Raw genomic sequence first — 26,950 nt, 5'->3', positions numbered from 1 at the left:
GCGCGGGAGGACTACTGCGCTCACCGTCCAGGACGTGGTCAGCGCCTCCAGTCGCCCACCTGCTCGGTGTAGTTCGTGCCGGTGACCTTCTTGCCCTCGTAGACCCCGGTGTAGACAGCGGGTGCCTCGTAGACGCCGTTGCCGGCCTTGTCCGCGGCCTCCTGGTCCTCGGGGCCGTTGACGCGGACGGTGAGACGGGTCTTCAGCGAGGGGATCTCGACATGCCAGCCGGTGGCATAGGTCTTGCCGGTCTTGGTGCTGGTCCAGGTCTTGTCCACGCCGTCGGCCAGGGGTTTGACCGCCGCCAGGTCGTAGGAGCCGTCCGGATGCAGGACGGTGGCCCAGGAGTTCTCGCTCTTGCTGTTCACGGTGTCCCAGAGGGCGAGCGTGTCGTTGTTCGGCAGGCGGACGCTCATCCAGGTCCAGCGCATGGTGGGATCGTCCACGGGGGTTTCGCCCCACTGCCGGTCCAGCCAGCTCTTTCCGGAGATCTTCTGGGTCTTTCCGTTCAGCGTGAGGGTGCCGCTGGTCCGCATCGACGGCAGGGCGAATTCGTACTGTGTGTCACCCAGCATCGACCAGGTGCCGGTCCCCGCGTAGTTCAGGGCCGGGCCCTTGGGAACGAGCTTGATGTCGAGGCCGCCCCACGGGGTGGTGGCCTGCAGTGACATGCGCTGCGCGTTGCCCTTCCAGGTCAGGCCGGGCATCTTGATGTCCAGCCCGGTGGTGCTCCAGTGGTAGTCGTTCTTGGCGATCGGGACGCCGTACCTCTTGTACCACCCGCTCGTCTCGTCCGTCACGACGACCGAGAGCGAGTACTGATCGACGTTGGGCTGGCGCAGCGTGATGACGTGAATGCCGAAGTCGTGACCGCCGGCCTTCACTTCGCTGTTGACGTAGATCGAGTCGGTCCAGGTCTTGCCGCTGGTGGCGGGTTGGGCGGCGAGACCGGTCGCGGGGTCGAACGCTGCCGGTATCCCCTTGTCGGTGGTGACGTCGGCCGCCTTGCGCTGTTGGGGCGAGGCCTGGGCGGCGGGCAGTGCCGCCATGCCGACCATGGCTGCGGTGGCGGCGGAGATGATGCCCAGTTTTGCCCGCTTGCTCATCTTCATGGATGTTCTCCCTGGAGTGCGGGGGACGGCTGTCGAGCCTTTCGCTCAACGCTCGTGGAGTGATCATAGGAGTGCGAGGGTGATTCGCTCAATGTCTGTTGAGTAAGTTGGCGGGGTGACGTGGAACACCGTGCGGAGGCAGGTGCCATTGCCTGGCCTGTCGGCTGTGGGAGGGTGAACGGCCATGGGATGACCCTTGGTCAGGTACGGAGCGGCGATGCGGTTCACCAAGCAGGCCCCCGGTGCCCAACTGAACGCCCTGACGCCGGACTTGACCCGCGCGGGCACGCCGGTGGCCGCAGTGGTGTGCGGCGAGCGGGGAGGGCCGGATCCCCTCCCCGCTGGTCTCGATCCAGCTCCCCGGCGGGTGCGCCTCGGCGGGTCCCGTTCGGACCGCGGCGGCGGCTTGAGTCGCTCATTGCGTACGACCGCCGGGCCCGGCCCGAAAGCCGCTCGGGGTGCCCGGCGGGCCTCTGGTCGCTGGCCTGTCCGGCGTTGTGGTCGGTCACGCCTGATACGGGCGGTGGATCATATGGTCGGCCGCAGGGCGACATGCGCGCCGGCCGCACCCATCACAGCCGCCTCTGGTGTCTCAGGGCGGCACTGTCCGCCCCGTCACGGCTGGAGGACGGGCGAGACGAGACATCAGTCGGCTTTATGATGGCCCTTCAGCGCTGATTCCGGCAGCAGTGCCTCGACGGCCGGACGCAGATGCGCGACGAGGTCATCGACGCTGGCATGCTCGACGGCGGGGGCCTTCAGCACATAACGCGTGATGGCAACACCCAGCGTCAGCGCGCCCACCAGCTGGCCACGCAGCTCGCTCGATTCGCCGTCGGATGCACCCGAAACGCGGCTGTGCTGGGCGATGGCCGTTACGTTGAAGAGTTTCAACGCCTCCTCGGCGCTCTCGTCGTGGGTGAGCATGGAGCGGAAGGTGGAGGCGGTCGCCTCCGGCTGCTCGTCCATCGCCTCCAACACCGCGCGGATCATCCGCTCGCTCAATCCCTCAGCCGGTCCGGCTGCCACCGCCGCCATGTCCAGATTCAGCTGCACCGCGGCCCGGAACAGTTCCTGCTTGCTGCCGAAGTGCTGCATGACCAGTGAGGGATCGCACCCCGCCCGTTCGGCCACCGCCCTGATCGTGGCCTTCTGGTAGCCGGACTTGGAGAACTCCTGCCGGGCGGCATCCAGGATGGCCGAACGCGTACGGGCGCGGCGCTGCGCCCTGGTGTTGATCGGCGTATCCGACATCACATCACCCAATTCGCTCAACGCACGCTGAAAGTCATCCCGGCGCGCACCTGCGATGACTCTATATGCGTTGAGCGAAGAGGCCCCAGAGCTGACACACGCCCGCCGGTCGGGTGGGGGTTCAGCAGTCGTTGTCCGGGATGAGCGCCTCGCGCTGAGCCGTCTGGGCCACTCGCATGAGGAGACGGCGGAGGTGGTTGGCGTCGTCCTCGTCGAGGTCGGCGAGCAGGCGTGCCTCGGCAAGGGAGAGGCCGTGTTGAGCGCGTTCGAGGTGGGCGCGTCCTTCGTCGGTGATCAGAACCTGGCGGGCCCGTCGGTCCCGCGGGTCGGGCCTGCGCGTGATCATCTGGCGGGCCTCGAGATCGTCGAGCAGGTATGTCATGACGGTGCGGTCGAGGTTCACCTGCTGCGCGAGGGCGAGCTGGGACGGGGGTTCGCCGTGGGCCAGGGCGACCAGGACGAGGTAGCCCCGCGGCCCGCCCGGCAGGTCCGCCACGGAACTGGTGGCCATTCGGCCGAAGGTCGAGGAGACCATGCGGAGCGCCCACCCCAGCTCCGACTCGACCCCGGCTCCGTTGGCAGAGGAAGGGGATGCGCTCATCCGGTCAATCTACCGCACTCGCACAGCCTGCCAGATAGTCTTGTCGCCAGAACATCTGTCGTGCATAGTTTCTGGCCAGGAACCCAACCTGCGCGGACAGGAAGTGAGAACGTGATGAGTGCCGGTACCCCGCTGCAGGGCAGCACTGCCCTCGTGACCGGAGCCACCGCGGGCATCGGCCGTGCCGTGGCGCAGCGACTGGCCGAGCAGGGCGCGGAGGTCGTCCTTCACGGGAGAGACCGCACCCGCGGCGAGGCTCTGGCCAAGACCATCGAGCAGGCGGGCGGATCCGCCCGGTTCGTCGCCGCGGACCTGGCCGACGCCGAGGACACCCTGCGGTTGGCCTCGGAGGCGGGCGACATCGACATCCTCGTGAACAACGCGGGTGTCTTCACCGCCTTCACGCCGACCGCGCAGACCGACGCGGCCGCCTTCGACCTGCACGTCGCGGTCAACACCCGGGCCCCGTTCCTGCTGGTCGGTGCCCTCGCCCCGGCCATGGCCGCCCGGGGACACGGCTCGATCATCACGATCGGGTCGAGCTCCGTCAGGACTCCCGCGCCGATCGGCGCGGCCTACGGGGCCTCCAAGGCCGGCGTCGAGCTCCTCACCCGGTACTGGGCCACCGAATTCGGTGGCAGCGGGGTACGGGTCAACACCGTCTCGCCCGGTCCGGTGGTGACTGAAGGCCTCTCCGCCGCGCTCGGGGACCAGATCTCCGTACTGGACCAGGCCAGCGCCCGGGGCCGGGCGGGCGAGCCGAGTGAGATCGCCGACATCGCCGCCTTCCTCGCCGGCCCCGCGAGCAGCTACATCAATGGCGCGATCATCTTCGCCGACGGCGGCGAGACCAGTCGGCTGCCGGTGTGAGGAAACCGCCGTGGAGATCCTCTCGATCGGTGCCACCGGGCTCGTCGACGGCGCCGTAGCCCGCCGCCTCGCGGGCATACGGCCCGTCACGTCATCCACCTGGCGCTCACCCGGGTCGCGGCGGTCGCTCCCAAGTCCCTGGGCAACGAGCTCCACCCATTGACCTCGTCATCGCCCGCACGCGAGGACAGGCCCCGGCTTCCGGGGGAGCGTCACGCCGCCCCCCGCGCAGAGTCAGGGCATTCCGCCGGCGACGAGTCGGCACCTTCCAGCTATCGGCTTTGCTGAACTGCTCACCCCGAACGTGGAGCCCGAATTGTCCGCTCTCGCCCGCTGGTGCTATCGACGCCGGCTCGTCGTCGTCCTCCTTTGGCTCGGCATGCTCATCGGGCTCGCCGCCCTGTCGCAGGGCGCCGGAAGTGCCTACAACAACAGCTTCTCGCTACCGAACACCGAATCCACCCGGGCCCTGAACCTGCTGAAGTCGTCCTTCCCGGCGCAGGCAGGTGACTCGGACACCGTGGTCTGGCATGTCAAGACCGGCTCCGTGCGCGACAGCGCGACGAAGACGCGGATGACGGGCACGCTGGACAAGATCTCCAAGCTGTCCGAAGTCAGCGATGTCACCAGCCCCTACGATCCGCAGGGCGCGGCCCAGATCAGCAAGGACGGCCGCACGGCCTACGCTCAGGTGAACTTCGCCAAGGTCCAGCAGGACCTCGACAAGTCGGACATCCAGCGGGTGATCGACACCGCCGAGGCGGCCAGGACCGACGGCCTCCAGGTCGAACTCGGCGGCCAGGCGATCCAGAGCACCGAGCAGACACCGCCGGCCACCAGCGAACTCGTCGGCGTGGTTGCTGCCGCCGTGGTGCTCTTCCTCGCCTTCGGTTCGCTGTTCGCCATGCTTTTGCCGATCCTGACCGCGGTAGCCGGCGTCGGCACCGCCATCCTCGCCACCGGCCTGCTCAGTCATGCGACGACCATCGGGGAGATCGCCCCGACCCTGTCCGCCCTCATCGGCCTCGGTGTGGGCATCGACTACGCCCTCTTCATCGTCACCCGGCACCGAAAGGGCCTGCAGTCCGGGCTCGACGTCCAGGAATCCCTGGTCAGGGCGGTGAACACCTCGGGACGTGCCGTTCTGTTCGCCGGCGGCACCGTCTGCATCGCCCTGCTCGGCATGTTCGTCCTCCAGACCAAGTTCCTCAACGGGGTCGCCGTCGCCTCGGCGCTGACGGTGGCGCTGACCGTGCTCGCCGCGGTCACCCTGCTTCCGGCCCTGCTGGGGCTGCTCGGCACGCGGGTCCTCGGCCGCCGGGCACGGCGCCGGCTGGCCGACGGCGAGCCACTGCCCGAGAACGCCACATCCGGCCCCTGGGCGCGCTGGGCCGCTCTGGTGCAACGGCGCCCGCGAGTGCTGTCCCTGGTCGCCCTGGTGGTGATGGTCGTCCTCACCCTTCCCGTGTTCTCCCTGCGTCTGGGCTCGTCCGACGCGGGAAACAACCCCGCGTCCACCACCACGCGCAAGGCCTACGACCTGTTGGCCGACGGCTTCGGCCCCGGCTTCAACGGGCCGCTGCAACTGGTCGCCGAGGCCCCCACGGCCGCGGACAAGGCCGCCCTGACGAAACTGTCGGCCCAGTTGAAGAACGTCGAAGGGGTCGCGAGCGTCGCCGCGCCGCCCATCCGGCCGGGCTCCACTGTGGGCATCGTCCAGGTCGTTCCCACCACCTCCCCGCAGGACAAGCAGACCTCCGACCTGATCGATCACCTGCGTGACAAGGTGATCCCCGCGGCCGAGAAGGGCACCACCCTCAAGGTCCACGTCGGCGGATCGACCGCGATATTCAACGACTTCGCGACCGTGCTCACCGGCAAGCTGCCTCTGTTCATCGCAGTGATCGTGATCCTCGGCGGGCTGCTGCTCCTGCTCGCCTTCCGCAGTCTGCTGATCCCGGCCGTCGCGGCCGTGATGAACCTGCTGGCCGCCGGAGCCTCCTTCGGCGTCCTGATCGCGGTGTTCCAGTGGGGCTGGGGCTCGGACGCCCTGGGGCTCGGCCGGGCCGGTCCGGTGGAAGCCTTCCTCCCCGTGATGATGATCTCCATCCTGTTCGGTCTGTCCATGGACTACCAGGTGTTCCTGGTCAGCCGGATGCACGAGGAATGGGTGCACACCAAGGACAACGCCCGAGCGGTGCGGGTCGGCCAGGTGGAGACCGCGCGGGTCATCACCGCTGCCGCCGCCATCATGGTCTGCGTCTTCATCGCCTTCGTCTTCGGCGGCGAGCGCACGATCGCCGAGTTCGGCATCGGCCTGGCCTCCGCGGTCGCCCTGGACGCCTTCATCCTGCGCACCATCCTGGTCCCCGCGTCCATGCACCTGTTCGGCAAGGCCAACTGGTGGCTCCCGGCCTGGCTGGACCGCAGGATGCCCCACCTCTCCGTCGACCCGCCGGACGAACCCCTCCCGTCCCCGTCGTCGGACAGCCCGGCCCCGGAACCCGAACCGTCCACCCGCTCCTGAACACCGTCCCGCACAGTCCGGTGGAGGCGCCCGGGTTCATCGGCCGCCTCCACCGGCTCCCCTCCGGCGACCGCCCGAGTCATGTGCGTCGTCCGTTCTCCCTGACCAGGTGACTTCCATGACCAACCTGCTGGTTCTCGGCGGCAGTGGCCGCACCGGAATCCATGTGCTCGTTCAGGCCGCGGGACGTGGGCACCGGGTTCGCGCGCTGGTGCGCGACCCCGACGCCGTCCAGGCTCCGGCCGGCGTCGAGCTGATCCGGGGCACGCCCTCGAACGTCGACGACCTCCGCAAGGCCGCCCAGGGCAGCGAGGCCGTGATCAGCGCGCTCAACAACTCCCGCGCCTCCGACAACCCCTGGGCCAAGCCCGTCAGCCCGCCCATGTTCATGACCGACGCCATCCGCAACACCCTGACCGTGATGGGCGAGCAGCACATCCGCCGGATCGTCCTCACCTCCACCCAGAACTCCGGAGACGGCAGGGATCAGTCCAACCCGTTTTTCAGGGCCCTCGTCAAGCTGTCCAACCTCAAGGCCACCTTCGACGACCACGACGGGGTGGACGAGGTCGTACGCGCCTCTGGCATCGACTGGACCCTCGTGCGGGCGGTCCTGCTCGCCGACAAGCCCCTCGTCACCCCGGTGCGGGCCGCCGAGGCCGGCACCGAGAAGCCGGGCCCGCGGATCAACCGCGGTGACCTCGCCGCTTTCCTCCTGGACACCGTCGAGCAGGGCACGTGGATCCGCAAGGCTCCCGTCGTCTGGAACCAACCCGACTAGTTGACATATCAAAGAGATGAACTGATATTTCAAGGAACTCACGGCGTATCAATGACGACGCGTTCGGAGGACCCCTTGAACTCGCCCACTCCCGTTACCGCCGGTGCGGTCTCCTTCCGCAGTGCCGGATGGACTCCGCGGCTAGTCCTGTCCCTGATCTCCCTGGTCTGCCTCGTCGAGTCGGCGGCCTTCGTCAACATAGCCACCAACACCGCGCTCCCGCGGATCATCGGGCACTTCAACACCACCCAGGGCGGCTGGCTGGTCACGGTCTCCGCGCTGGCCGGAGCAGCCTCCTCCCCACTGTTCGGCAAACTGGCCGACCTGTACGGCAAGCGCCGGATGATCCTGATCTCGCTGGTCGTGGCCGGCCTCGGCGAGATCCTCGCGGCGGCCGCTCCCGCGTTCTGGGTGATGATCGTCGGCCATGTTCTGCTCGGCGCGCTCACCGCCCTGCTGTTCCTGTGCTACTCGCTGATCCGGGACGTCTATCCGAAGAAACTCGTTCCCTTCGCGGCGAGCGTGTCGGTGACGGGCATGGGGCTGCTGCTGGTCGGTGCGCCATTCCTGATCGGCGCGCTGATCGACAACTTCGGATTCCGTTCGGTGTACGTCTTCAACCTCGCGTGGCTTGCCGTGACAGGGGTAGTCCTGGTGCTGACCACGCCGGAGACGAGCGTGCGTCGTCCCGCGCGCATGGACGTGCTCGGTGTGCTGCTGCTGGCCGGCGGTGTCACCTTGATCCTGCTGCCGGTGAGCAAGGGCGCGGACTGGGGGTGGGGCTCGGCCCGGGTCATCGGCCTGCTGATCGGCGGCGCGGTCGTGCTCGCGGTCTATGCTCTGGCCTCGCTTCGGACCCAGGAACCGGTACTGAACCTGCGGGTCCTGTTCCGTCGGCCCGTCCTGTTCGGCGTGCTGGGCGGGGGTATGGGCAACAGCCTCGCACTGGTGCTGACGACGCTGCTGGCGTTGCTGGCCATGACGCCGCGGAAGTTGGGCGGAACCTACGGTCTCGGCTTCTCGGCGACCCACTACGCCCTGGTGACGGTGCCGTTCACCCTTGCCAGCGTGGTGGCCGGCATCGCGGTCGGCGTGCTGGTCCGGCGTGTTGGCCCCCGGTTGCTGATGTATCTGGGCCTGGGGCTGCTCACCGCCGGCTCGCTGGTCCTGGTGTCCGCCCACGACACGCTCGGCAAGATCCTCGTCGCCTGCACGATCGCGGGTCTCGGGAGCGGTGCGGCGATCGCCTCCATGCCGAACCTGGTGATCGCGGGCACGTCGGAGTCGGAGCAGGGGGCGATGTCGTCGGCCGGCGGGCTCAGTTCGGGCCTCATCGGCGCCGTCATGACCACCACTGTGTTCGCCATCATGACGCCCACCGCGAAATCTCCGGCGCCCGGTGTGCTCATCTACGGCGACTCCGGTATCTCGACCGCTTTGCTGGCCGTCGCCGGAGTCGCCTTCGTCACCCTGCTCTTCGGTGTGATCTTCCTTCGCCCCCGCGACGGTGGGTCGGCCGAGAAACAGGGGCTGGCATCCGTAGAGGGAACCGCGCTGGCCGTGTAAAGAAACTGGCTCGGTCAGTCACGCACCGTGGTGATCTCGCTGGCGACGACGGACGGCCAGCGGGTCAGGATTCTCAGGACGCGCGCGTGCAGGTCGCCGATGTAGTCGCGGGCAAGCGCGGCGGCGGCATCGCCGTCGCGGCGTTCGACGAACTCGACCAGCTCCGCGTCGAGCGAGGGAGCGGCCATCGAGGTGTCGGACTCGGTGAGAATGAGCGCCAGGACGCGGGTGATGTCGTTCTGCAGCCTGTCGTGGATCCTGATCAGGTAGTCGTTGTCGGTCGCCGCGGCAAGGTGTGCGAAGCATGCGGCGACCGCTTCGACCCGCCGCATGGGCTGCTCGTCGACCTCGTCGCTGCCGCGTATCGCCGTGGAGAGCGCGGCGATGATGTGCCGGCGCTGTTCGGCGGTGGCGTCCTGCACGCCGAGTCTGATGGTCTCGGGTCCGACGATCCGCCAGAGCGTGAACAGATCGTCGACGGACTTCAGGGTGAGCGGGGTCACCTGGTAGCCCTTGCGCGGCATCGTCTGCACGAGGCCCTCGTGGCTGAGGCGGCTGAGTGCGTCGCGGATCGGGGAGATGCCGAAGCCCGTGGTCTCGGCAAGTGAGCGTTCGGTGAGGCGCCGGCCCGGGACGATCCGGCAGGACACGATGTCGGCCCGTAGCTGTCGGTAGGCGGCGTCGCCGAGGGACAGGGGTTCGGACGAGGGCACTGACACGTTGCTCGCTCCCGCGATCGAGGCGCTCGGTGATATACCAGTCAACCGATGATAGCCCTCACGGGCGGACACCGACCGGCCCCCGTGCCTCATCCGGCGACGTGGGTGGTGTGGCGTGGCCTCAGCGCCGCAGCGGAAGCACTACGCCGTCGCCGCTCTTCGTCCGGTCGGTCAGCAGGCGCACGGCCGACGCGCGGGTTGCCGCCGCGGCACGGCGGGTCAGCCGCGTGACTCCGAGCGCGTCGCGCCGGTCGATCACCGAGTGCCATGCCACGCCTGCGGCCAGGAGTGTGTCGACGCAGTCGGCCGAGATGAGGATCAAGGCCAGGACACGCCACATCTCGCACGACAGCGACCGGTAGACCTCGATCATCCGGTCGTTGCGGGAGGCGTTCGCGACCAGGTCGAAGGTCTGTTCGGTGATGTCGATGAACCGGACGACCCCGTCCCGGTCCAGTGGGCCGGCGAGCACGGCGTTCCCGTCCACCATCAGCTGTCGCAGCTGGGCGGCCTGTTCCGGGTCGGCCCGGCTGGTGCCCAGCGCGGCCATCTCCGGGCCGAGCAGTGCCCAGACGGCGAACAAGTCATTGACCGACTTCAGGGTGAGTGGGGTGATCCGGTACGCGTGGGGGGAGACCGCCTGGACCAGGCCGTCACTCACGAGGCGCGTCAACGCGTCGCGGACCGGGGGCGACCCCAGTCCGAATCGAACCGCGCTGGCGCGCTCGGTGAGCGGCTGGCCGGGGACCAGTTCGCCAGTCATGATCCGGGTCCGCAGCATGCGGTAAACGTCCTCGGGCGACTGGGCTTCTGTCGCCGGAGCCCGTCTGTCCGCCATGGTCCCGCCTCTCGGCCGAACGTCGCGCAAATCGGTGCGGCGTACCACACCGGTGTGGCCTGACGAACGCCATGTTATGACGAGGTCTCTGAAGTGCCATATCGGAGTTAGAGAATATTTAAACGTATTGGCGCAGCTCGCGGCGTGCCAGGGACATCTTGTGCACCTCGTCCGGCCCGTCGGCGATACGCAGCATGCGGGCCTGGGCGTACAGCTCGGCCAGGGGGAAGTCCTGGCTCAAGCCGCCACCGCCGTGGGCCTGGATCGCATGGTCGATGACCCAGGCGGCCATCCGCGGTGCGGCCACCTTGATGCCCGAGATCTCGATCGCCGCACCGCGGTTGCCGACGGTGTCCATCAGCCATGCCGTCTTCAGCACCAGGAGGCGGGTCGTCTCGATGCGTATGCGTGCTTCCGCCACCCACTCCTGGAAGACTCCCTGTTCGGCGAGCGGTTTGCCGAAGGGGGAGCGCTCGTGGGCTCGGGTGCACATCAGGTCGAATGCGCGCTCCGCCATGCCGACCAGGCGCATGGCGTGGTGGATCCGGCCGGGACCGAGGCGTGCCTGCGCGATGGCGAAGCCGCCGTGCAACTCGCCCAGGAGGTTCTCGCGAGGGACCCGGACGTCGTCGTAGAGGATCTCGGCGTGACCGCCGTGACCGCTGTCGGAGTACCCGAACACGCTGGTCGATCGCAGGACGTTCACCCCGGGGGTGTCGAGCGGGACCACGACCATGCTGTGGGTGCGGTGGTGTTCTCCGCCCGGGTTCGAACGGCCCATCACGATGGCCACCTTGCAGGCGGGGCTCATCGCGCCGCTGGACCACCACTTGCGGCCGTTGATCCGGAAGCCGCCCTCGTCCTCGGTGATCAGGGTGTCGATGTTGTTCGCGTCGGAGCTGGCGACCAGGGGCTCGGTCATCGAGTAGACGGAGCGGATCTCACCGTCCAGCAAGGGCTGGAGCCACCGCTCCCGGACCGACGGCGTGGCGAAGTGCGCGAGGATTTCCATGTTGCCCGTGTCGGGCGCGGAGCAGTTCAGCGCTTCCGGCATAATCCACGGGCTTCGGCCTGTTGTCTCGGCGACTTGCGCGTACTCGAGATTGGTCAGGCCTGAGCCCCGCTCTCCGGGAAGGAAGAGGTTCCACAGGCCACGGTCGCGGGCTGCCTTCTTGAGCTCCGCCATGACCGGCGGGGTCTCCCACGGCCCGATCTCGGTCTTCTGCCGCGCATACACCGGTTCCGCGGGGATGACGAACTCGTCCAGGAACTGGGTGGCTCGTAGCTTGAGATCCCGGATCTTCTCGGTCACCGTGAAGTCCATGGTTGTTCTGTCCTGTCGTCTCGATCGCGCGCTCAGCAGCCCGCCGCTGCCTGCGGCGGGTTGAGTGCCGTACGGCGTTCCGAAGGCCGGGACCAACCTTGCCACAGGTCCCTTTGGTGGTCCACTGGTCCACAGTACGGATCGACGGCTCTGATGGGGGTCTTCTCGGCGATGCCCATCCGTACGCGCCTCCGCTCGCCGACAGCACGGTGGTGACCGAGTCACAGGTCCAGAGGTTCCCATGTGGCGAACACACCGGTCGGCAGGCGACGTCGCCGACACTCAGTCCATACGGATGATTCCCCGGCCAAGTGCGGCGGTGACGGCGGCGGTGCGGTCGCCGACGTCGAGCTTGGCGTAGATGTGCAGCAGATGGGTCTTGACCGTGGCCTCGGACAGGCGCAGGGCGCGGGCGATCTGCTTGTTGCTCTGTCCCCGGGCCACGGCGGACAGGACTTCGAGTTCCCTGCCGGACAAGCCGCCGCCCCGGTCGCCGCGCATATGGGCGAGGACCTTGGCGGCCACCGTGGGCGACAGTGCCGCACCTCCCCGGGCGGCGGTACGGAGGGCCTCGCAGAGCTCGTGTCGTGCGGTGTCCTTGAGCAGGTAGCCGACCGCGCCGGCGTCGATCGCGGCGGTGATGTCGGCGTCCGTGTCATAGGTCGTCAGGACGAGTACCCGCACCTCGGGGTGGGCGGCGCGGATGGCGGCGGTCGCGGCGGTGCCGTCCATACCGGGCATCTGCAGATCCATCAGCACGACGTCGGGTGCGAGTGCGGCGGTCTGGCGCAGTGCCTCGGCACCTGTGGAGGCTTCGCCGACAACAGTGAGGTCGGGCTGGGTCGAGAGCATGGCGGCGAGCCCGTCGCGGACCACGGGGTGGTCGTCGGCGAGGAGCACCCGGATCGTGGGACCGGTCGCAGGACTCATGACGCCGGGGCCAGACGTTCGGTGCCCGACACGGCGGCCGAGGCTTCGGGGGCCGGGGAGTCGACGGGGAGCCGCACCGTGACGGCGATGGTCGTGCCCTCGCCCGGGGTGCTCTCGACCGCGAAGGTGCCGTCCAGGGCGGCGATGCGCTCCCGCATGGTGATCAGCCCGATGCCGGTGTGCCGGGCGGCGGGTGCGAAACCGGTGCCGTCGTCCTGGACGTCGATGGCCAGGACGTCGCCGAGGTACGAGAGCGTGACCGCCACGCTCACCGGGCGGGCGTGGCGCCGGGCGTTGGTCAGTGCCTCCTGCACGACGCGCAGCAACTCGCCCTCCGTAGCGGTCGGCAGGGCGACCGGTCGGCCGGTCACGACCGTGTAGGCCTCGATGCCGGTCTCCTCCGTCAACCGGGCGGTGAGCTCGCGGACCGCGTCCGCCAGGTGCGTGCGGTCCAGCGGCGCCGGGCGAAGGGCGTGCACCAGGCGGCGACTCTCGACGAGGTTGTCCCGGGCTGTCCGCATGGCCTGCTCGACACGGCGGGCCGCGGGGGAGCCGGGCGGCAGATCGTCACCTACGGCGTCCAGCAGCATGGCGATGGACGCGAACCCCTGCGTCAGCGTGTCGTGGACCTCCCGGGCCAGGCGCTGGCGTTCGGCCAGGGTGCCCGCCTGACGCTCCGCTGCCACTCGTTCGGCCTGGGTGGCGGTGAGTTCGTCCAGGAGCCGCTGCCGCTTGTGACTCTCGTGGTCGAGGGTGGCGACGTAGCAGGTGATGGTGACCGCCACCGCGGTGCCGAACACACAGCCCATGAGCTCCCGCACGTCGACGGAGCCGTGCGTGGCGAAGCTCTGCAACGACCAGGCGGCGCCCAGCACCAGTACCCCGCCGGTCGACCACCAGGGCCGCCGCAGCCAGTACGGGCTCAGTACCGCCACGGCGACGGGGAGGAACGCGGAGTCCACCACGGCCATGACCGCCCACACGGCCAAGGCCCCGACAAGGTAGAGCGGCGGCGGGCGATCGGCGCCGCCGCGCAGCGCGATCCAGTACACGTACCAGAGGGCGAGCCCCAGCGCTGGGCCGATCCGCGACAGCGCAGCGCCGGTCGTCATGTGCGTCCCGGCCAGCGACCCCGGCATGGACAGAGCGAACACGGTCGCGAAGAAGGCGTGCTGCCCCATGACCTTCCAGCGCTCCCACTCCCACGCCTGTTGCAGTGCCATGGCCCTCAGCGTAGGCGCAGCCGCGTCGCGGAAGAATCAGCCGGCCAGTGGGCGCGGGTCCACCGATCGGTGGACGAGGAGCGCGTCGATCGGTCGATGTGCGGGAGGGGCGCGGACGGCGACGATCGGCCCGCGACGACGGCCTGCTGTTCCGGGCAGGCCCGGGGGTTCGGGTGGTACGCCGCCGGTCGCATCATCTTCCCTCTCACCATCTGGAGTCGCCATGTCCTCCGTCTCTGAGGCGCTTCCCGTACGTCGGGGTCCGCTCGTGGTGGCGGGAGGTGTCCTCGGCGCCATCCTGCTGTCCTCCTTGGCCAACGCGTTGATCGCCGTGCTGGCGCACGCGCTGGATGCACCGGACGACTTCGGCCCGCTGAAGCCCCCGGCGTACCTCTTCCTGACCACGCTGGGAGTGCTGGGAGGAACCGTCGGATGGGCCCTGGTCCGCAGGTTCTCCCGCAATCCCGAACGGCTGCTCCGCCGGCTCGTCCCTTCGGTCGTCGTGGTCTCCTTCGTTCCCGACTTCTTCCAGTTCGGCGCCGGCAAGGTGACTGGTGTGGTGGCACTGCTGCTCATGCATGTCGTGGTCGCCGTGATCGCGGTGTCGGCGTACCGCAGGGTCATGCCGCTGAACTCGGCGCGGTGATCCAGCGCCGACCCGGCCACGTCCGTCCCGCCGCGCAGGCCGCGCGGCCATCCGTGCCGAGGCCCGCTTGCGCCGGACAGCCCCCGAACTCCCCTCCCTCGTCGCCCGGTGGGGGCGGGACCGCCGAGGTAGGAGACCAGGGGCGGGTGAGTCGGCCAGAGGGTCCCTTCGTGCTGCCCCCGGACGCCACGCACCCTGTCTTCGCCGGGGACGGGACCGCGGCCGTCGCCTTCGGGGCGATGCTGGCCGCGCTCCCCGAGGACGCACGATTCTCGGGCTGCGTGGAGACGGAGACGCCGGCGGACGGGCTGCCGCTGGCCCACGGCGACCGCCTCGACTGGCTGGTCAGGGGCGGTACATCGCTGCCGGCCCCGGTACGACGACTCGCTTCTGTGCCCGGCGGCGTCGCGTAGGTCGCCGGGAGGCGCGGACCGTGGATCGGTGCGGCACGGGCTTGTGCGGGAGGCCGGCTGGGACCGACGGTCGGTCCTCACCAAGTCGTTCCAGGCGCCGGGTAGGCGCGGGCTGGAGTGACGACCGGGCCCTGCCCACGCCTTCGGGGTCCGAGAGCACGAGCCGCCGTCGCGGCAGAAGGACGACACCGCCCGGTGGCGAGCGGCTCACGGACCAAGTCGGAGGACGGGTCCTGCGCGCCGCTGGAGCGGATCGCGAACAACCCCATCGCCGCCCGCCCGGGCTCGGTGGTCCGGCTCCGTCGTGATCTGGCTCCCAGCCGGGCGCCGGTGTTCTCAGAAGGTCGGCGGCTGTCCGGACCAAGCGGTACGCAGGAGCCTGCCGAGGCCTTCCGCGGTCACCTCGCTGGGGTTGGCGTAGGGGTTGGCCAGCGTGACTTGGACGATCCGGTCGATAGCGCTCTCGGCCATGCCGAGTTCCCGCAGGGATCGCGGGGCGCCGAGCCGGCCCGCGAGGTCCCACAGGTAGGTGGCCGGGTCGGCGGGGGTGCCGAGGGCGCGGTTGAGCGCGGCCACCGCCTTGGGCGCCGCGCCCTGGTTGTAGGCGAGGGCGTGGGGGAGGATCACGGTGTGGGTGGGGGCGTGGGGCAGGTCGAGGGTGCCGCCGAGGGCGTGGCAGAGCTTGTGGTGCAGGGACATGGTGGTGGCCCCGAGGCAGGCGCCGCACAGCCAGGCGCCGTACTGGGCCCGGGCGCGGGCATCGAGGTCGGTGCCGTCGGCGGCGACGTCAGGCAGTGCGGCGGCCAGCGCCCGTACTCCTTCCTCAGCCATCAGGTTGATGACCGGGGAGGCGTCCGGGGCGTACAGGGCCTCGACCGCGTGCGCGATCGCGTTCATGCCGCTGGTCACCGAGACGTCCGTCGGCAGCGCGACGGTGAGCGCGGGGTCGTACAGTACCGAGACCGGCAGGACGCGTGGGTCGCGGCCGGTGCGCTTGACGCCGTTCTCGGTCAGGCCCCATACGGGCGTCATCTCGGAGCCGGCGTAGGTCGTCGGGACGGCGATGACCGGCAGGCCGTACCGCAGGGCGACGATCTTTCCGAGGCCGATCGCCGAGCCGCCGCCGACGGCGACGCAGCCGTCCGCGTTCACCTCTTTCGCACGTCGTTGGGCCTCGGCCGCCGACTCGGCGGGCACGTGCATACGGGCGTGGGGGTGGATGTCCACCGCGCGCGGACCGATGAGGCCAGCGACCATCGCCGCGAGCTCCCGCTGTCGGGGAGAGCACAGCACCATGATCCGCTCGAGTCCTGCGTGGTCGATCTCGTCGGCGAGCCGGTCGAGGGCGCTGGTGCCCAGCACCACCCGCATCGGCAGTGCCTCGTAGCTGAAGGCGAGCGGGGTGTTCACCGGGCGTCCTCGTCCGCAGCCGGCTCGACGGTGATGTCGAAGTCGGCCAGCCGGAACGGAGCGGTGACCCGGTACTCGCGGGCCTTCTCCTCGTCGTCGATCTGCGCGAAGTCGACGACGAGGCTCTCCTTGACGGCGAAGACGGCGTCCGAGTCCAGGTAGGGGCCGTCGGCGACGAAGATGTGCGTCGTCAGCGGCCGGTGGCCGTCGGCCTCGACGATGAAGTGGATGTGCGCCGGGCGGTAGGGGTGCCGCCCGGTGGCGTCGAGCAGCACGCCAACCGGGCCGTCGGTCGGGATGGGGTAGTGGCTCGGCACGACCGTGCGGAACCACACGCGGCCTTCGTCGTCGGTCTTGAACAGTCCGCGTCCGTTGCCCAGCGGCTGGACGTCGGGCTGCTGCACGTCGTAGAAGCCGTCCTCGGTGCACTGCCACACATCGACGCTCGCTCCGGTCAGTGGGCCGCCGTCGGCCGAGGTGACGCGGAGCGAGACGACACAGGGTGTTCCCGTGCCCATGAGGTCGATGTTGTCGCCGGTCTCGCGCTCGGGTGACTCGACGACGTGGAAGGGGCCCAGGACGGTGCTCTCGGTGCCGCCGCCCTGCTCGTTCACGGTCTCGACCAGCATGGAGACACCCAGCACGTCGGAGAGCAGGATGAACTCCTGGCGGGTGGGGTCGCATTTCTGCCCTACGGCCGTGAGGTAGTCCACGGCGTACTCCCACTCCTGGATCGTTGGGCGCAGTTCACGGACGTAGTCGTGCAGATGGAGGACGAGCCCTTGGAGCAGTTCACGCAGGCGCGGGTCCGGGGTGTCAGCGAAACTGTCCACGGTGGCGGCCGTGATGGCCTTCGTCGCCTCGTCGGTTCCGGGCATGACATGCCTCCAGTGGTGGCGCGTTCCTCGGCCGGGGTCGCGGCCCTGATGTGCGTCTGCTGCCGTCGCACGCCGGGCGGTGCCGGGCGAACGAGTTGAGGGAAACGCTAGGGAGCCACGGCCGGGGGCGATATCCGCGGAGCGCGAGCGGCAGCCGAATCGCGCGACGTGTTCGGACGGCCGGTCCAGGGCGCGGTCAGGAGGGCTCATGGAGGACTCGTGTCCATCGCCTGTGTGACGAGGCTCGCAGCAGACCGATGACCTGGCATGATCTGTCGAAACCCGTCGATCACCCCTTGTTGCGCGGACAGGGCGCGGATAACAATGACGCATGGGCCGCTTCCCCTTGGCGAGCCACGTGCTGTGCCGCGACTCGGGCTTCGAGGACTTCCGCGAACGCCTCAACGACCTGTTCTACCCGGCGGAGGTCACCCGGCTGTCGGGTCCTGAGGGCCCCGGCGGCGAACTCCGTGGCACGCGCACCGAACACCTCACGCTCGGCCTGATGACCTTCGGCCAGCGCACGCGTGTCGATCCCGGGCGGACACCGTCGCACTACCACGTCAACGTCGTCCTGCGAGGGGCCATCGAAGCGGCCACCGGCCGCCAGGAAATGCTGGCCACCGCCGGAGACGCGATGGTCTTCACACCGTCACAGCAGCATCGGCTGCTCAGCTGCGATCAGGGCGAACAACACCTGGGAATCAAGATCGACCGGAGTCTCGTCGAAGCCGAACTCGAGGCCCTCCTGGGCCACACGCTGCAGGCTCCACTGGAATTCGCGTTCGACTTCGATCTGACCACCGCGACCGGGCGCAGCTGGCGCAGCACCCTGGACCTCTTGCTGGCGGAGTCCGACAGCACCGGCGGGCTCATCGGCCGGCTCCCGGTGCAGCGGCACTTCGAGCGCCTCCTCGTCAGCAGTCTGCTGCTGGCGCAGACGCACAACTATACGGAGGCGCTGCTGCGTCCGCAGCCTCCCGCCTACCCGCGGACGGTACGCAAGGCCGTCGACCTGATCGAGGCCCACCCCGAGACCCCGTTCACCGTCGGGGACCTGGCCCGGGCGGCAGGCGTCAGTGTCCGACGTCTCCAGGAAGGATTCAGGGAGCACCTCGGCGTGACCCCGCTGACGTACCTGCGCAACGTCCGCCTGGACCGTGTCCACGCCGACCTTCTCACGGGCGCCACCGGAGTCACCGAAGCGGCCGGGCGGTGGGGCTTCACCCACCTGAGCCGGTTCTCCGCCGTCTATCGCCGGCGCTTCGGTGCCGCACCCTCGGTGACACTGGCCGAGGCCGGCGGGCGGGACCCGGGCGAACGGATGCCGATCTAGCCGATGGCGCGGCCGACGCGCCGGCCACTGCCCCACGCAGTGGGAAGAACTCTGGGAACTTTCTGAGAACGGGGCGGCACGACGGTCGTGGGCGCCGCGTGACCTGCGTCGCTCTCCCACGGGCTCTCAGAAACCTCCCAGAACCTCTCGGGAACGTCGTACCCGGGACCGCCAGTGTGTGCGCGTCCCCTCGCACGCGGCGCCGTGGTCCCCCGCACGGCGCCGCGTGCGCCCCCGCGAGCGAAGCGGAGTCCGTCCCTATGACTGCCACCACGCCCCGCCCCCGGACCATGCCTGGTCCCGGCCCATGGCCGCCCGTTACGGATCCGCGGTCCCCGCGCCGCACCGTGCCGATCCGGCTGATCGGCACCTGGCAGAACGCTCTCGAAGGCGCGGCGGCCGTGCTGTGCGCGGTGGTCGCCATGGCGGCCTTGTCCGCGCTGGCGCTGGCCCTGTTGGACGCGGGATCGTTCGGCTCGCTGGGGTCGCTTTCGATGACCCTGACAGCCATGGCCGTCGGCGGTTCGGTGAGCGCGGGTTCGGATGTCTCCGCGGACAGCGGGTCGATGGGCGGTCTGGCTTCCCTTCTCGGCGGTGGTGGCGGTATGGGGCCGTCGATGAGCGGTGCGGCCGATGCCGTACCGCTCGGCGTCACACTGGTCGGCGCCGTCGTCCTGTGGATCGCGTTCTCCCGGCGGCTGCGTCGGGAGCGGCAGCGGCGGTTCACCGCCGGCGAACTGGCCGTGCGGGCGGCCGGAGCGGGATCCGCGGCACTGGTGACCTTCATGATCGTGGCCGGCCTCGCAGGGGGATCGGCCAGCATGCCCGCCTCGGCGATGACCGGGATGGGAGGGATCGGCGGCGACCGGTCTGCCGACGGATTCAGTGGCGGTGGCGGCCTGGGTGATCTCATGGGCGGTGGCGGTACGGGGACGCAGCCGGCGATGTCGTACCACGTGAACGCGGGATCGGCGGGCCTTGGCGCGGTGCTGTGGGTGGCTGTCGTACTCGGTGCGGGATGTCTGATCAGCCGCAGGGTGCGGCTGCCGGTGGGCGGTGCGCTGAACGGGCTGCGCGCCGGTTGGGGCCCGAGCCTCTCTGCCATCGTTCGTACGACCCTGGTCCTGGCGGCCGTTCCGCTGGTGGCCCTGACGATCGTCGGGACGGTCGTCGGTGGGCGGGCCGCCTCGGCGGCGGGCGCCGTCCTGCTGGTCGCCCCGAACGCCCTGGCGGTGTTCCTGACGCTCGGCGTCGGTTCCTCGTGGACGGCCGCGGTGCACCCGGTGCAGAGCGACGGCGGCAGCAACCCGCTCGCCGCGCTCATGGGCGGCATGGGTGGTGCGGATGGTGGGATGGGCGGCGGTCGGCAGCCCGACCGTACCGAGCACCTGAGGTCCCTGTCGGCGGGCGGATGGCCGCTGTGGCTCGCGGCCCTCGCGGTGACCTGCCTGATCCTGCTCGCCTGCGCCTATCGGGCAGCCCGGGCCACGCCCCCCGCCCGGACCCTCCCCCTGCTTCCCTATCGGGGCCCGCTGTCCGGGCACCTCGCGATGGCCGAACGGTTCGGTGCCGTCACGGCCGTGGGCCTGGGCCTGTCGGCCTGGCTGGCGGGAGCGTCCGGGAACTTCGGCGTCGGCATGTTCGGCAGTCGGATGGGGGGAATGGAGGCCGAGTTGAGCGGCAGCGTGTTGCGGACGGTTGTGTTCGGGCTGCTCGTCGGGGGCCTGGCCGGATTCGCCGGGAGCCTGCTGTCCGGGGTGCGCGGCATCCGTGGGCCGCGATGACAGGGGCCTTACGTGGTGGTGCCAGGTGCCTTGCGCCGTGATGACAGGGGGCCTTGCGCGGTGATGACGGCCTTCTTTCGTATCCTGCCGGGCAGGATCCCGCCCGCCGCGGGGTGCGTGCCTTCTACCGTGTCCGCGTATCCGGCGGGGCCGGGAGCGTTTCCCGGTCGCCTGGAGGCCTCCTTTGACACCCGTTGAGCGCTCTGCCCCACCTGGCACCGGCATGGCGGGCATGCCCCGGCCAGCGGCCTCGACCGGCGTGAACCTGCTGGTCGTGGACGACGAGCCCACCGTGCGGGAACTGCTGTGCGCGGCCCTGCGGCACGCCGGTTTCACCGTCGCCGCCGCCTGTACCGGCCAGGAGGCCCTGGACCGGGCGGAGGAGGTCTCGCCCGACCTCGTCCTGCTGGACGTCATGCTTCCCGACCTCGACGGCTTCGAGGTGATCCGCCGGCTGCGTGAGCGGTACGGGTCGGCGGCGGCGCCTCGCACAGGCCACATCCCGGTCATGTTTCTCAGCGCCCGTGACGCGACCCAGGACAAGATCGAGGGCCTGGTCCTGGGCGGCGACGACTACGTCACCAAGCCGTTCGACCTCCAGGAGCTGATCGCGCGCATCCGTGCCGTGCTGCGCCGCACGAGCGGCGACCCCACCGCGCTGCTGCGCGTGGCCGACCTGGAACTCGACCCGGACGGCGTCCAGGCGGCCCGTGCGGGAGAGCCGCTGCGCCTGTCGCCCACCGAATTCCGGCTGCTGCACTACCTGATGGCCAATGCAGGGCGCACGGTCTCGAAGCCGCAGATCCTCCAGCGGGTGTGGGACTACGACTTCAACGGCGACACCGGCATCGTCGACACCTACATCAGCTATCTGCGACGCAAGATCGACAACGGTGGTCCGAAGCTCATCCACACCGTGCACGGCGTGGGCTATGTGCTGCGCGGAGCGAAAACGTGACCAGGCCCCCGCGGGTCCTTGCCCTGTGGGCGCGCGGCTCCCTGCGCAGCCGAGTGCTGGTGTTGTGCGTCGTCCTGCTGGCGGCCGGCTTCTCGGCGTTCGCCCTGGTGACCGGAAACGCCCTGCGCGGCTATATGGAGAACCGTGTGGACGCCCAACTCCGGGCCGCCGCACAGGTATTCGCCGTCCTGCCGCCCACGGTGGCGGAGAACGGAGCCGACCGGAAGCCGCCGGCGTACCTCGCCGACTTCAATACCGACATCCTCGGCAATCCCGTCATCACATACGTCACCGCGGCCGGCACCGTCGAGAGCAGCATCGACTCCTTCGCGGGGGCTGACCGGACGAACAGCGCGCACGGTCCGGCACTCACCCGGCTGGACACGGCCGCGGTCGCGGCCCATGGCGGCCACCCCTTCACCGTCGACAGCACGAAGGGCGACGCCCGCTGGCGGGTGATCGCCCTGCCCAGAGTCACGCGTACCGCACTCACGGGTACCACGGTCACGAGCGCTGCGGCCTCCGGCAGTGTGGTCGTGGCCATGTCGCTGGACCAGGTGGACGGCACGGTGGGCCGCATGTGGCAGAACTACCGCACCACCGGTCTCGCCCTGCTCGCCATCCTGGCCGTGGCGGGCTGGTTCGCGGTCCGCTCCGGGCTGCGTCCGCTGTCCCGCGTCGAGCAGACCGCTGCCGAGATCGCGGGCGGTGACCTGTCGCGCAGGGTGCCCGAACTGGCCGGGCCGAGAACGGAGTTGGGGCGTCTGGCCGCCGCGCTGAACAGCATGCTCGGGCAGTTGGAGACCGCGTTCGCCGCGCGCGCCGAGTCCGAGACTCGGATGAGCCGGTTCGTCGCCGACGCCAGCCATGAGTTGCGCACCCCGCTCGCCGGCATCAAGGGCCTGACCGACCTGCACCGCATGGGCGCCCTTCCCGCACGCGAGGACGTCGACGGCACGATGGACCGCATCGCCCGCGAGTCCGAGCGCCTCACCCGGCTCGTCGAGGACATGCTCCAGCTGGCCCGCCTCGACGAACACGCGTTGAGGACCACGGGGAGCCCCACCGGTGCGCACGCGCCCGGCATCCCACCGGACCTCGACCTCGCCCCCGCCGACCTGCGCACCCTCGCCGCCGACGCCCTGCACGACGTACGCGCCCTGGACCCGGCCCGCACCGTCACGCTCACCGGACCGGCCGACGACGGCCCGCCCGCCCCGGCACCGGCCCTCGCCGACGAGGCCCGGCTGCGCCAGGTCGTCACCAACCTGGTCGGCAACGCCGTCACCCACACCCCGCCCGGCACTCCCCTCCGGATCGGCGTCGGCACGGTCGACGACCACGCCGTCCTGGAGATCGCCGACCAGGGACCAGGCCTCACTCCGGAACAGAGCAGCCGTATCTTCGAACGCTTCTACCGCGCCGACACCTCACGCAACCGCGCCACCGGCGGCTCGGGCCTCGGCTTGTCCATAGTCCACTCCCTGATCACCGCCCACGGCGGACACATCGAGGTCGAATCGGCCCCCGGCGAGGGCTCCACCTTCCGGATCCTGCTTTCTCGGCTCACAGATCAGCCGGCGCCGACGACCCCGCCGGAACCGGCGGTCCGTCGGCGGTGACCGCCCTCGCACCGGAGTTCTCGCACCTCATGAGGGTCGGCCGCTCGGTCGTCACGACGTCGTAGAGCTCGCGACGGTCGCGGCGGCGTACCGGCTGCGCGAGTCGGCGGCGAGGAGAGCGCCGATCCGGTCGACGTCATGCGGGCCGTCCTCGGCCACAGCGCTGCCTCGGTGCCGAGGCCGAGGTGGTGCGGTTCCACCACCGCGCGAATCGTCAGCCGGCCGTCGCGTCGAAGGGCCTCAAGCCGCCGACGAGCCGTGGATTCGGCGACGCCGAGCAGGCGCGCCAGTCGGCCGGTGGGGATGCGGCTGTCCTCTGCCACGGCTTGCGCGAGCGCTCGGTCGGCGCTGGGGAGCGGTGCACACGTGGTCCCCGTACACCGAGACGGCCGTTCCGTGGACGGCCGCTGTCGGACGCGCTCGACATAGGGGTGCCTGTGACCGGGCTGTGCTGGATGCTGCGCGCGGGCGGTCGGAGTGGTCCAATCTTCATATTCATCTGGGAGCCGCCAGGCCGAGCCACGTGGACTGGCACAGGCTCGTCGCAGGACGGCCGAGGCGGGAGACGGGGTTGGGCGAGCACATCGGGGCGTGGGTGAGGCGGTTGCGCCCGGCGGCCGTGGATGCCGAGGAGCCCACCTGCACGCTCGAAACGGTCCGCCGTGCGACCGACCAGGTCGGTGACCAGCCGGTCGCGTGGGCGGTCGGGGTGGCGGCCGACATCGTCCAGGGCAACGCATACCCGGAGCTGACCGGCGGCGGCCCGAAAGGCCCGCAGGTGTTGCGCTCCGCCATCGAGTCGATCGTGATCTCGACGCTCCTCGCCATCGAGGCCGACGGACACCCACCGGCCCAGCTCCCGCCCGAGGCGGAGGCGCAGCTCGTGGACATGGTCCACCGCCGGGTTCCTCTCGACCTGCTCCTCACTCATCAGCGCAGGATCCACTCGCAGCTGGCCGACCACTTCATGGGCGGCTGCCGCTCCCTGGTACCGGTCCCCGATCTCGCGGCGTCACTCGAGCACGTTTCCCATGTGCTCTTCGAGTTCGCCGACACGTTCGCCACCATGACCGCCGAGTCGTACACCGCCGAGAACGAGCGATTCCTGAGGAGCACCGCCGCCGCCAGGTACGAGACGGTTCTGGCGCTGCTGGCGGGAGAGGGCGCCGTGGAGACGGCGTCCCGACAGCTGGCCTACCCCCTGTCGAACGCGTACCACGTCGGCCTGGTGCTGCATCCCGCGACCTCTCCGAGCCGTACCGCGGATCACCTGGACCAGGTGGCCCGATCCCTGCTGCGCGGCATCGGCGCGGACGTTCAACTGGTGGTGGCGGTGGACCGTACCGAGGCATGGGCGTGGGGAGCGTTCAAGGCAAGGCCACCGAGTGAAAAGCCGCTGCTGCCCGGCGGGTCCGACGTGCTGGTGGGCATGGCGTCACCTCACCGGGGGGTCCAGGGCTTCCGGCGCACCCACGAGGAGGCCCTCGACGCGGCGCGGGTGGGGGCCTTCGGCGTGCGCTCGACGGCGGACGCGAGTGTCGTCCGGTACGACGAGGTCCGGTTGCTCTCGCTGCTGATCGCGGACCCCGACAAGGCCGCTCGTTTCGTGCGGGACGAGCTCGGCGCACTGGGGTCGAGCGCGGGTTCCGCGCAGGTTCTCCGTCGGACGGTGCGGGCGTACCTCGACTGCCACGGCAGTCCGCAGGAGGCCGCCAAGGAGCTCCAGGTCGCGAAGAACACGGTCATCTACCGGGTCAAGCGGGCCGAGGAGCTCCTCGGCCGGTCCATCAGGGACTCCCAGCTCGAGCTGCACGCGGCGCTCCGCCTCGCGGAACTGCTCCCCGATCCGGACGACACCGGTCACTGACGGGCACAAGTCACGCATCCCGCACGCCGCCACTGCCGTCGGGCTCACGCCGCGCGACCCGCGAGCCCGGCGACCGTGTCACCGTGTCAGACCCCGTTTTGGACCCCGGGTCCAATCGGCGGCGAAACGTTGGTGGGTCAGGCATAGAGGCCCTCGTCACGCCCGGACTTCAATCGAGGGCAGGACGACAGCACCGGCCACCGCTTCGGCGGATGAGCCGCCGAGGCAAGGAGGCCTCATGACGACTCTCGATGACGTCACGACGTTCGGACCGCAGGCGCAGGCCGAGGTTCGCGAACGTCTCCTGCAGACCGCTCGCGAGCTGCGGCCGCTCCTGCGTGAGCACGCCGACGAGTCCGAGCGCAACCGCCGCCTGGCCGAGAAATCGGAGCGGGCCCTGCGCGAGTCCGGGTTGTTCCAGGCCAACGCGCCGCGCCGGTCGGGCGGGGCCGGCGGAGACGTCCGGACCCTCATCGAGCTGTCGGCCGAGATCTCTCGGGGGGACTCGTCCGCGGGCTGGGTCGCCTTCATCGCGAACACGACCGCGTTCGGCATGGGCCTCTTCCCCGACGACGTACGGGAAAAGGTGTACGGCCCGGACCCCCGCAACGTCGCGATCAGCCAGTTCGCCCCGGGCGGGACCGCCGAGAAGGTCGACGGTGGCTACCGCATCAACGGCAAGTGGGGTTTCGCCTCGGGCTGCTACCAGGCCCAGTGGACGCTGAACGCGTTCCTGGTCCTCGACGCGGAGGGGCAGCCCTCGGAGGTGCGCTGGGCGCTGATGCCGTTGGCCGACATGCGGATCGAGGACACGTGGTACGTCGTCGGCATGGCAGGGACCGGCAGTAACACCCTCGTGGCCGAGGACCTCTTCGTCGAGGACCGGTGCACCCTGGACCTCCAGACGTTCATGGGTACGGCTGTCTTCCCGATCTGGCACGAGGACGAGACCAGCTACCGTGCGTCGCTGAACAGTCTCGCCTGTCTCGGCCTGTGCGGTCCGCTGCTGGGCATGGCCGAGGCCGCCTGGGACTTCACGACGGAGAACCTCGGCAAGGGCCGCCCCATCAGCTACTGGGCCTACTCGGACCGCCGGGACGCCCCCAGCTACCGCCTCGCCCTTGCCGACGCGCGGGTCGCGATCGACGCGGGCAGGATGCATCTGCTCAGGTCCGCCGACGAGATGGACGACGCCGCACGCGAGGGCCGGGTCCTCGACAGTGCGGCCCGGGCGCGGATCCGCGGCGACTCCGAGATCGCGACGCGCAACTTCCGCCAGGCCGTCACGCTCATGCTCGACATCGTCGGCACCAGCAGCTTCGCCCAGTCCAACCCGCTGCAGCGCGTCTGGCGTGACCTGACCGTCGCCAGCGGCCACGGGCTGAACAACCCCCTGCTGAACCGGGAGATCTACGGCCAGAGCCTCGTCGGACGCGACACCGCGGAGATCGGTTCGCTCTGAGGCCGTCACGGCCGGGCCCTAGGCCCTGTCGTCAAATTCCCGCCTGCCGGGCGACGCCAGCACGCACTCTCGCCGCACCGGGCGTAGACCCGCGTGCAACCAGTACGAGGGTCTACGCCCGGCACGCCGAGAGCACGCACCTGACGCCGCCCGGCAGCCCTTCGGGCGACGGCGGGAATTTGACGACAGGGCCTAGCGGCCCGGCCCTCGGGCCTCCACGGCGCGACTCGACACGTAGAAGGGAAGTTCCGCCATGACGACATTCGCCATGCCTTCGCCCGCTCACCCCCCGATCCACCTGACCACGGCGGAGCGGGCGGAGTCACTGCCGGCCGAGACCTTCAGGTCGGCGTTCCGGATGCACCCCTCCGGGGTCGCCGTCGTGACCGCCGAACTGGGCGGGCGGCCGGTCGCGATCACGGTCAGCTCGCTGGCCTCCGTCAGCGCCGAACCGCCACTGATCGTCTTCTCCGTCTCCTCGAAGGCCTCCAGCAGTTCGGTCCTACGGCGAGCTGACAGCGTCGTCGTCCACATGGTGGGCAGCGACCAGCTCTGGCTCGCGCAGCTCGGGGCCACCAGCGGGGTCGACCGCTTCGCCGACACGAGTGCCTGGACGCGGTTGGCCACGGGCGAACCGGTCTTCTCGGCAGCTCCTGCGTGGGTGCGGGGAAAGGTGGTCTCCCGTATCGAGGCGGGCGAGGCCTCGATCTTCGTCGTCCACGCGGTGTCGGCGGCCGTGCCCGAGGGGGCCGCCGAGCCCGGGTCGGCTCCACTCGTCTACCACTCCCGGTCCTGGCACCGGCTCGACGAACGCTCGAAGCTGGCGTGA

Annotated in this window: 23 protein-coding genes and 1 pseudogene; 13 read left to right on the top strand and 11 right to left on the bottom strand. The window is 70.1% G+C overall.

The window, feature by feature from the left end; translation table 11 throughout:
• Positions 1-38: 38 nt before the first annotated feature.
• From ACFXC1_RS34600 to ACFXC1_RS34590, 3 genes are all read right to left on the bottom strand, one after another.
• Positions 39-1,112: a lipocalin family protein gene (locus ACFXC1_RS34600; RefSeq protein WP_381250466.1), complete on the bottom strand. Its 1,074-nt coding sequence runs from the start codon at positions 1,110-1,112 to the stop codon at positions 39-41.
• A gap of 645 nt (positions 1,113-1,757) precedes the next feature.
• The gene (locus tag ACFXC1_RS34595; RefSeq protein WP_381250463.1) at positions 1,758-2,387 is read right to left on the bottom strand and encodes a TetR/AcrR family transcriptional regulator; all 630 of its coding nucleotides are present in this window, start codon (positions 2,385-2,387) and stop codon (positions 1,758-1,760) included.
• Positions 2,388-2,487: 100 nt separating this feature from the next.
• Positions 2,488-2,967, bottom strand: a complete 480-nt coding sequence (locus ACFXC1_RS34590; RefSeq protein ID WP_381250460.1) for a MarR family winged helix-turn-helix transcriptional regulator — start codon at positions 2,965-2,967, stop codon at positions 2,488-2,490.
• Positions 2,968-3,081: 114 nt separating this feature from the next.
• Here ACFXC1_RS34590 and ACFXC1_RS34585 point away from each other — a divergent pair, with 114 nt between their 5' ends.
• The 4 genes from ACFXC1_RS34585 (at position 3,082) to ACFXC1_RS34570 (ending at position 8,711) form a co-directional block, all read left to right on the top strand.
• Positions 3,082-3,837 carry an SDR family NAD(P)-dependent oxidoreductase gene (locus tag ACFXC1_RS34585; RefSeq protein WP_381250457.1) on the top strand — a complete coding sequence of 252 codons (756 nt, stop codon included), beginning with the start codon at positions 3,082-3,084 and terminating at the stop codon, positions 3,835-3,837.
• A 316-nt stretch (positions 3,838-4,153) separates the two neighbouring features.
• Positions 4,154-6,364 (top strand): MMPL family transporter, encoded by a 2,211-nt coding sequence (locus ACFXC1_RS34580; protein ID WP_381250454.1) that lies wholly within the window; start codon positions 4,154-4,156, stop codon positions 6,362-6,364.
• A gap of 118 nt (positions 6,365-6,482) precedes the next feature.
• Positions 6,483-7,145 carry an NAD(P)-dependent oxidoreductase gene (locus tag ACFXC1_RS34575; RefSeq protein ID WP_381250451.1) on the top strand — a complete coding sequence of 221 codons (663 nt, stop codon included), beginning with the start codon at positions 6,483-6,485 and terminating at the stop codon, positions 7,143-7,145.
• Between the two features lie 51 nt (positions 7,146-7,196).
• A complete protein-coding gene (locus ACFXC1_RS34570) occupies positions 7,197-8,711 on the top strand; it encodes an MFS transporter (RefSeq protein ID WP_381250448.1) in 1,515 nt (504 codons plus the stop codon).
• 14 nt (positions 8,712-8,725) lie between these two features.
• On the opposite strand, the gene ACFXC1_RS34565 is transcribed toward ACFXC1_RS34570, so the two are convergent.
• The 5 genes from ACFXC1_RS34565 to ACFXC1_RS34545 form a co-directional block, all read right to left on the bottom strand.
• Positions 8,726-9,430 carry a GntR family transcriptional regulator gene (locus ACFXC1_RS34565; RefSeq protein WP_381250445.1) on the bottom strand — a complete coding sequence of 235 codons (705 nt, stop codon included), beginning with the start codon at positions 9,428-9,430 and terminating at the stop codon, positions 8,726-8,728.
• Between the two features lie 121 nt (positions 9,431-9,551).
• The gene (locus tag ACFXC1_RS34560; RefSeq protein ID WP_381250442.1) at positions 9,552-10,268 is read right to left on the bottom strand and encodes a GntR family transcriptional regulator; all 717 of its coding nucleotides are present in this window, start codon (positions 10,266-10,268) and stop codon (positions 9,552-9,554) included.
• Between the two features lie 118 nt (positions 10,269-10,386).
• On the bottom strand, positions 10,387-11,592 hold the full coding sequence (locus tag ACFXC1_RS34555) for an acyl-CoA dehydrogenase family protein (protein ID WP_381250439.1): 1,206 nt from the start codon (positions 11,590-11,592) through the stop codon (positions 10,387-10,389).
• Between the two features lie 282 nt (positions 11,593-11,874).
• Positions 11,875-12,522, bottom strand: coding sequence for a response regulator transcription factor (locus ACFXC1_RS34550; protein ID WP_318021449.1), 648 nt, complete (start codon positions 12,520-12,522; stop codon positions 11,875-11,877).
• A complete protein-coding gene (locus ACFXC1_RS34545; protein ID WP_381250436.1) occupies positions 12,519-13,745 on the bottom strand; it encodes a sensor histidine kinase in 1,227 nt (408 codons plus the stop codon). Before ACFXC1_RS34545 ends, ACFXC1_RS34550 begins: the two co-directional genes overlap by 4 nt.
• A gap of 223 nt (positions 13,746-13,968) precedes the next feature.
• Here ACFXC1_RS34545 and ACFXC1_RS34540 point away from each other — a divergent pair, with 223 nt between their 5' ends.
• Entirely contained in the window at positions 13,969-14,391 is a 423-nt protein-coding gene (locus ACFXC1_RS34540; RefSeq protein WP_381250433.1) for a DUF6069 family protein, read from the top strand.
• Between the two features lie 146 nt (positions 14,392-14,537).
• The gene (locus tag ACFXC1_RS34535; RefSeq protein ID WP_381250430.1) at positions 14,538-14,804 is read left to right on the top strand and encodes an SIP domain-containing protein; all 267 of its coding nucleotides are present in this window, start codon (positions 14,538-14,540) and stop codon (positions 14,802-14,804) included.
• 336 nt (positions 14,805-15,140) lie between these two features.
• On the opposite strand, the gene ACFXC1_RS34530 is transcribed toward ACFXC1_RS34535, so the two are convergent.
• The gene (locus ACFXC1_RS34530; protein ID WP_381250427.1) at positions 15,141-16,214 is read right to left on the bottom strand and encodes a maleylacetate reductase; all 1,074 of its coding nucleotides are present in this window, start codon (positions 16,212-16,214) and stop codon (positions 15,141-15,143) included.
• Positions 16,211-17,092: a dioxygenase family protein gene (locus ACFXC1_RS34525; RefSeq protein ID WP_381250424.1), complete on the bottom strand. Its 882-nt coding sequence runs from the start codon at positions 17,090-17,092 to the stop codon at positions 16,211-16,213. The genes ACFXC1_RS34530 and ACFXC1_RS34525 overlap by 4 nt, the downstream gene beginning before the upstream one ends.
• Before the next feature lie 331 nt (positions 17,093-17,423).
• Here ACFXC1_RS34525 and ACFXC1_RS34520 point away from each other — a divergent pair, with 331 nt between their 5' ends.
• From ACFXC1_RS34520 to ACFXC1_RS34505, 4 genes are all read left to right on the top strand, one after another.
• On the top strand, positions 17,424-18,428 hold the full coding sequence (locus ACFXC1_RS34520) for an AraC family transcriptional regulator (protein ID WP_381250422.1): 1,005 nt from the start codon (positions 17,424-17,426) through the stop codon (positions 18,426-18,428).
• Positions 18,429-18,775: 347 nt separating this feature from the next.
• Positions 18,776-20,212 (top strand): streptophobe family protein, encoded by a 1,437-nt coding sequence (locus tag ACFXC1_RS34515; RefSeq protein ID WP_381250419.1) that lies wholly within the window; start codon positions 18,776-18,778, stop codon positions 20,210-20,212.
• Between the two features lie 232 nt (positions 20,213-20,444).
• Positions 20,445-21,170, top strand: coding sequence for a response regulator transcription factor (locus ACFXC1_RS34510; RefSeq protein WP_381250416.1), 726 nt, complete (start codon positions 20,445-20,447; stop codon positions 21,168-21,170).
• On the top strand, positions 21,167-22,792 hold the full coding sequence (locus ACFXC1_RS34505) for a sensor histidine kinase (protein ID WP_381250413.1): 1,626 nt from the start codon (positions 21,167-21,169) through the stop codon (positions 22,790-22,792). Before ACFXC1_RS34510 ends, ACFXC1_RS34505 begins: the two co-directional genes overlap by 4 nt.
• 230 nt (positions 22,793-23,022) lie before the next feature.
• On the opposite strand, the pseudogene ACFXC1_RS34500 reads toward ACFXC1_RS34505, so the two are convergent.
• Positions 23,023-23,340: pseudogene (locus tag ACFXC1_RS34500) on the bottom strand (AsnC family protein); the annotation flags it as partial.
• Between the two features lie 23 nt (positions 23,341-23,363).
• Here ACFXC1_RS34500 and ACFXC1_RS34495 point away from each other — a divergent pair.
• From ACFXC1_RS34495 to ACFXC1_RS34485, 3 genes are all read left to right on the top strand, one after another.
• Positions 23,364-24,659: a PucR family transcriptional regulator gene (locus ACFXC1_RS34495; RefSeq protein WP_381250411.1), complete on the top strand. Its 1,296-nt coding sequence runs from the start codon at positions 23,364-23,366 to the stop codon at positions 24,657-24,659.
• 238 nt (positions 24,660-24,897) lie between these two features.
• A complete protein-coding gene (locus ACFXC1_RS34490) occupies positions 24,898-26,121 on the top strand; it encodes an acyl-CoA dehydrogenase family protein (protein WP_381250408.1) in 1,224 nt (407 codons plus the stop codon).
• Positions 26,122-26,374: 253 nt separating this feature from the next.
• Positions 26,375-26,950 carry a flavin reductase family protein gene (locus ACFXC1_RS34485; RefSeq protein WP_381250405.1) on the top strand — a complete coding sequence of 192 codons (576 nt, stop codon included), beginning with the start codon at positions 26,375-26,377 and terminating at the stop codon, positions 26,948-26,950.

The organism is Streptomyces hokutonensis (assembly GCF_042751305.1).
GTDB classification, from domain to species: domain Bacteria; phylum Actinomycetota; class Actinomycetes; order Streptomycetales; family Streptomycetaceae; genus Streptomyces; species Streptomyces hokutonensis_A.
Note: the sequence above shows the minus strand (reverse complement) of the source record. Positions and strands in the feature narration are given on the sequence as shown.